The sequence below is a fragment of the Arthrobacter sp. 2YAF22_2 genome, from assembly GCF_052114645.1.
Classification (GTDB): Bacteria; Actinomycetota; Actinomycetes; order Actinomycetales; family Micrococcaceae; genus Arthrobacter.
Genome location: NZ_JBFRFD010000318.1, coordinates 1 through 4,351, shown reverse-complemented (window position 1 = coordinate 4,351; position 4,351 = coordinate 1). Strand labels below are relative to the sequence as shown.

At 69.7% G+C, this 4,351-nt stretch carries 5 protein-coding genes and 1 pseudogene; 5 read left to right on the top strand and 1 reads right to left on the bottom strand.

The genetic code is table 11. The features are described 5' to 3' along the window. On the bottom strand, nt 1–746 hold a 746-nt coding region (locus AB4Y86_RS13090), incomplete at its 3' end, for an IS256 family transposase (RefSeq protein ID WP_441402650.1). Between the two features lie 201 nt (nt 747–947). Between AB4Y86_RS13090 and alr the strand changes: the two genes are divergently transcribed. The 5 genes and pseudogenes from alr to AB4Y86_RS13065 all read left to right on the top strand — a co-directional run. Beyond that, nucleotides 948–2,171, top strand: coding sequence for an alanine racemase (gene alr, locus AB4Y86_RS13085; protein ID WP_441402649.1), 1,224 nt, complete (start codon nt 948–950; stop codon nt 2,169–2,171). Then, complete coding sequence (tsaE, locus tag AB4Y86_RS13080) at nt 2,168–2,770, top strand: tRNA (adenosine(37)-N6)-threonylcarbamoyltransferase complex ATPase subunit type 1 TsaE (protein ID WP_441402648.1); 603 nt, start codon at nt 2,168–2,170, stop codon at nt 2,768–2,770. The genes alr and tsaE overlap by 4 nt, the downstream gene beginning before the upstream one ends. Before the next feature lie 2 nt (nt 2,771–2,772). Continuing rightward, nucleotides 2,773–3,444, top strand: coding sequence for a tRNA (adenosine(37)-N6)-threonylcarbamoyltransferase complex dimerization subunit type 1 TsaB (gene tsaB / locus AB4Y86_RS13075; protein ID WP_441402647.1), 672 nt, complete (start codon nt 2,773–2,775; stop codon nt 3,442–3,444). Between the two features lie 65 nt (nt 3,445–3,509). Further along, nucleotides 3,510–4,046, top strand: a complete 537-nt coding sequence (gene rimI, locus AB4Y86_RS13070; protein WP_441402651.1) for a ribosomal protein S18-alanine N-acetyltransferase — start codon at nt 3,510–3,512, stop codon at nt 4,044–4,046. Further along, a pseudogene (locus tag AB4Y86_RS13065) lies at nt 4,043–4,351 on the top strand (hypothetical protein); the annotation flags it as partial. The gene rimI and the pseudogene AB4Y86_RS13065, both read left to right, overlap by 4 nt.

Here is a 4,351-nt window from a genome sequence, read left to right as displayed (position 1 = left end):
GCCCCGGGCAGGGTAGCGCCGATCGCGGCGACCAGCCCGGCGTGGGAGTCGGCGGTTACCAGCTTCACCCCGGTCAGGCCGCGGGCGGTCAGGTCCCGGAAGAAGCCCAGCCAGCCGGCGCCGTCCTCGGCGGAGGACGCCTGGATGCCCAGGACCTCGCGGTGCCCGTCGGCGTTGACCCCGGTGGCGACCATGGCGTGGACGTTGACCACCCGCCCGCCTTCGCGGACCTTCAGGACCAGGGCATCGGCGGCCACGAACGTGTACGGGCCGGCATCCAGGGGCCGGGTGCGGAACGCCTCAACCTGGGCATCGAGGTCCGCGGCCATGACCGAGACCTGGGACTTGGAGAGCCGGGTGATCCCCAGGGACTCGACGAGCTTTTCCATCCGCCGGGTACTCACCCCGAGCAGGTAGCAGGTCGCGACCACCGTGGTCAGGGCGGCCTCGGCCCGGCGGCGGCGCTCCAGCAGCCAGTCCGGGAAATACGAGCCGTGCCGGAGCTTGGGGATGGCGACATCCACGGTCCCGGTGCGGGTGTCGAAGTCCCGGTGCCGGTAGCCGTTGCGCGAGTTGGTACGCGCCTCGGAACGGGCACCGTATTCGGCGCCGCAGACCGCGTCCGCTTCGGCGCTCATCAGCGCGTTGATGAACGTGGTGAGCATGGATCGCATCAGATCCGGGGAGGCCTGCTCGAGTTGCTCGGACAGGAAACGGGCAGGATCGATAACATGGGGTGCGGTCATCGCGTGGAAACTCCTTGAGAGAAGACTTTGGTCGGTCTTTCCAAGAATCACGCGATGGCCGCCTCACGTTCGGGAACAACACGCCCGGGGCCGGGCCGTTACACCACGCTAATGGGCACTACCGCGAAGAATGGGCATGTCCCAAAGGCGCGGGCGGGGGCGGAATGCAGCAGCGTCTGCCGTCACCCGTAGAATCGTAAAGTGATGTACCCAGCAGCTACAGGTGATTTCAGGCCCTCGGTGGAAGCAGGTCCGGTCCATGTCGAGGAGCGCTCGGCCGTCATCGACCTTGACGCCATCCGGCACAACGTCCGGCACTTGGCCGCGGTGGCGTCGCCGGCCAGGGTGATGGCCGTTGTCAAGGCAGACGCCTACGGCCACGGCGCCATCCCTGTTGCCCGCGCGGCGCTCAGCGCCGGAGCCAGCTGGCTGGGCGTGGCCCACATCTCCGAAGCACTGGCCCTGCGCGCTGCCGGGATCGAAGCGCCCGTGCTGGCCTGGCTGCACACGCCGGAGAGCAACTTCGCGGCCGCCGTCGCTGCCGGAATCGACATTGGCTGCTCCGGCTGGGAGCTCGGCCGGATCGTCGCCGCCGCGCGTGAGCAGGAACGCCCGGCCCGGATCCATCTGAAGGTCGACACCGGGCTGGGCCGCAACGGGGTCACCCTGGATTCCTGGGACACGCTGCTCGGCGAGGCCATGGAATACCAGGATCAGGGGTTGTTGCGCGTGGTGGGGATTTTCTCCCACCTTGCCGTCGCCGACGAACCCGACCGCCCCGAAACGGACCAGCAACTGGAAGCCTTCCGCGAGGTCCTGGCGATAGCCCAGGACGCCGGCGTCGATCCCGAAGTCCGCCACCTCGCCAATACCCCCGCCACGCTCTCCCGCCCGGACACGCACTTCGACCTGGTCCGGGTGGGCCTGGGCATSTACGGGCTCTCGCCGTTCGAAGGACAGAGTTCCGCGGAAGTTGGGCTGCGCCCGGCCATGAGCGTGCGCGCCGTCATCGCGCACTGCAAGGACGTGCCCGCCGGCCAGGGCGTCTCCTACGGGCTGCACTACCGCACACAAGGGCCCAGCACCCTGGGGCTCGTCCCGCTGGGCTACGCCGATGGCGTGCCGCGGATCGCCACCGGCGGTCCCGTCCGGGTGGGCGGGGTGAATTACCCCGTGGTGGGCCGCATTGCCATGGACCAGATGGTGATCGACCTCGGCCCGCTCCAGGTCTCCGTCGGCGGCCGCAGCCTGCTGGGCGCCGAAGCCGTGCTGTTCGGCGACGGCGCCGACGGCGGCCCCACCGCCGAGGACTGGGCTACGGCGGCCGGCACCAACAACTACGAAATTGTCACCCGCATCAGCCCGCGGGTACCGCGCCGCTATATCAACGAAGAGTCGTCATCCGACGGCGTGGCCGGGCAGTGAGCGAACCGGCCTGGGAGCGGACCCTCGACGTCGGGACCGCGGAGCAAACGCACGCCCTCGCGGCCGACCTTGGGGCCGGCCTTCAGGCGGGCGACCTGCTGGTGCTCAGCGGCGAATTGGGCGCCGGCAAAACCACCTTCACCCAGGGGCTTGGCGAAGGCCTTGGCGTCCGCGCCGGCATCATCTCGCCCACCTTCGTGCTGGTCCGGATTCACCCCAACCTGCCGGACGGACCCCGTCCGGGCGGTCCGGATCTGGTCCACGTCGACGCCTACCGGCTGGGGTCCACCTCCGAAATCGATGACATCGACCTGGAAAACACCATGGATACTGCGGTGACCGTGGTGGAGTGGGGCCGCGGCCGCGTGGAGCACCTCAGCGAAAGCCGGCTCGAAATCGAGCTGCACCGCCGGCTGGGCGGCGCCCAGCCGCTGCCCGGCACCCAGCCCGAGCCCGAGGGCGCCACCCTGGATTTCGACACCGACGACGTCGACGAGCCCAGGACCGTGGTGTTCCGCGGCTTCGGTCCGCGCTGGGCCGAGCCCCCGACTGCTCTTGTGGGTATCCCCAACCTGCCCGCGACCCCAGGAAAGGACTGACCGTGCTGATCCTTGCCATCGACACCTCGGCGGTCGCCAGCGCAGCGCTCGTTTCCGATGACTCGCTCGAATCCGTCGTCGGCAGCTTCGCCACCGAGGACACCCGCAGCCACGCCGAAGTGCTGGCCCCTGGCATCGCAAAGCTACTCACCGGCGCGGGCCTCAGCGGCGCCGACGTCGACGCCATTGTCGTCGGAGTGGGACCGGGCCCCTTCACCGGCCTCCGCTCCGGCATCGTCACCGCCCGCAGCCTGGCCTTTGTCTGGCAAAAGCCCCTCTACGGGCTGATGAGCCTGGATGCGATTGCCCTGGAAGTGGCCGAGTCCACGGAGGCTGCGGCCGAGTTCGTCGTGGCCACCGACGCGCGGCGCAAGGAGGTCTACTGGGCCCGCTACGCCCTGGCCGGCGGCCAGCTGCCGCAGCTGCTGGACGGGCCGCACGTGGGATTCGCCGCCGGGCTGCCGGACCTTCCCGTCTACGGCGCAGGCGCCGGCCTGTACCCGGAGGCCCTGCAGGCGGTGCCCGAATTCGCGGCCCGCCAGCCGGAAGCGCTCTCGCTGGGCCAGTTCGCGCTCGCTCGCCTTACCGCGGGAGAGCAACTCCTGGACACCACCCCTCTGTACCTGCGCGAATCCGACGCCCAGGTCCCCGGCCCGCGGAAGCGCGCCCTGTGACCGCTCCGGAAACACCACAGGTAACACCCCCTGAACCGTCCCCGTCGGGGGTGGTGCTGAGGGCTATGGTTGCGGCGGACATCCCTGCCGTGCACGCGCTGGAGTGCAGGCTGTTCCCCGTGGACGCCTGGCCGCTGCAGATGTTTGTCGACGAACTGGCGCAGGCCGGGACGCGGCACTACCTCGTCGCGGAGGCGTCCGGTGCCATAGTCGGGTACGCCGGGCTGATGTGCATCGAACCCATCGCGGACGTCCAAACCATCGCCGTCGTGCCTGCGCAGGAGGGCCGCGGGATCGGTTCGGCCCTGCTTACCGAGCTCATCCGGGAGAGCCGGCGACGCGGTGCCGCCGACGTGCTGTTGGAGGTGCGGGCCGACAACCCCCGCGCCCAGCAGCTCTACCGCCGCTTCGGCTTCGAGCAGATCCACGTCCGCCGCCGCTATTACCGCGACGGTGTCGACGCGCTGATCATGCGGCTCCAGCTCCACGCGGCGGACGGCGCAGCAGCAGCGGCCGACAAGCCGACGGAGAACCACCCGGCGGACAAACATCCCGCGACCACACAGCATCCACCACTGCCGAGGGAAACAGGCCAAGCATGAACCATCACCCGCAGAGCTTCCAGCCCCTGGTGCTGGGGATCGAGTCCTCCTGCGACGAGACCGGCGTTGGCATTGTCCGCGGCACCCGGTTGCTGGCCAACACCGTCTCCTCGTCCATGGAGGAGCACGTCCGCTTCGGCGGCGTCATCCCCGAGATCGCCTCGCGCGCGCACCTCGACGCCTTTGTTCCCACCCTCCGCGAAGCCCTGGCTGCCGCGGACGTGGCACTGGACGACGTCGATGCCATCGCCGTAACCTCAGGCCCGCGTTGGCATTGTCCGCGGCACCCGGTTGCTGGCCAACAC

Excerpts from the sequence above, each read along its gene's own strand:
- rimI (WP_441402651.1), top strand. The coding sequence starts at position 3,510 with ATGGTTGCGGCGGACATCCCTGCCGTGCACGCGCTGGAGTGCAGGCTG.